The following is a 1306-nucleotide window of genomic DNA, read 5'->3' as shown; positions in this document are numbered from 1 at the left end:
ACACTGTCCAAAATATCCAAAAAGGCGGCACAGGGTGAATATTACAACAACCCCATTTCCGAGGGCGAGGTCTTCGAAAACATTGCATACGGCAAGGTACCGCCTCTCTCCAAATTCAAGTTTCTCGTGGCGTATGGCGACCCGGCACCGGGCGAAAGCAAGGGAAAGAAGGGGAAATCCTTCAAGACAGTTTCGCTTTGTGGCAAATTGGGTACCAGGCTCTATGTCATCAAGACTTTCCTGGCGCAGGCACTCAATGCGGAGTTTATTGACTGGTATGTCCGGATGCTTGATTTTGTCGGGGGAAAGACCAATGTCTATTGCTACATGGAAAACAACAAACTGCAGGACCCTTTCTTCCAGCAGGTGTTCAAACCGCTGGTGGCAAAGGTGCGACGGGAACAGAAGATTGCACTGTTCATCCGGGGCGACGAGGAGAAGAAGACGGACAAGGCTACACGTATCGAGGCCAACCTTGAACCGCTCAACCGAGAAGGGAACCTCATCCTCAACGAGGCAGAACGGGACAACCCGCACATGAAGGAACTGGAGGACCAGTTCAAGCTGTTCACCCTGACCATGCGCTACCCGGCCGATGGACCGGATGGGGTCGAAGGGGCAAACCGCATCATCGACGAACTGATCAGGCGCATTGAACCGCCCGTATTCCGATCACGGAAGGATGTAAGAAAGCGGAATAAGAAAAGATTATGACAACTTTAAAACAACAGATAAATGAAAAAGATAATTCATAAAACATCTATTTACAAAGTACAATCACCTTATAATAATTGGTACAGTATCATGACTTACGATGGGTTAAATCGCAGCAATATCATTATTGCCGGTAAAAAGCAACTGTTAAAGGTCTCTTTAGCACTAATTATCATGCTTCTATTCAATAAAAATACTACAATAAACAAATTCAAGAAATTATGAGCAAGTTTGTAGAACTCACCGATTACGATGCAAGCATCCACCGCGACATCCTCGACGCACTGGTTAGAGAGGACGAAACGGTCATTGAAGTATGTGAAGACAGGGCCATTGCCGAAATGCGGTGTTATTTGAGCAAACGCTACGACTGCAACAAGATTTTTGCAGCCACCGGGGACAACCGGAACCAGCTCGTGCTGATGATGGTCATTGACATGGCTGTCTATCACATCTTCTGCATCCACAACCCGCAGAAACTTTCCCAGGTACGCAAGGACCGCTACGAACGGGCGGTGGAATGGATGAAGGCGGTGGCCGACGAGGACATTTCAATCGAAGGGGCTCCGCTGCTGCCCGAGGAACAAAGGGC

The 1306-nt window shown here is 48.3% G+C and carries 1 protein-coding gene and 1 pseudogene; both read left to right on the top strand.

Annotated elements, in window-relative coordinates:
- Positions 1-714 (top strand): annotated as a pseudogene (locus LPH68_RS26250) (hypothetical protein); the annotation flags it as partial.
- Between the two features lie 221 nt (positions 715-935).
- Positions 936-1306, top strand: a 371-nt coding sequence (locus tag LPH68_RS26245) for a phage protein Gp36 family protein (protein WP_230297273.1), incomplete at its 3' end; no start/stop codon positions are given.

Source organism: Bacteroides sp. 1_1_30, from assembly GCF_020982715.1.
GTDB lineage: Bacteria > Bacteroidota > Bacteroidia > Bacteroidales > Bacteroidaceae > Bacteroides > Bacteroides xylanisolvens.
This window is presented reverse-complemented; position numbering and strand designations above follow the sequence as displayed.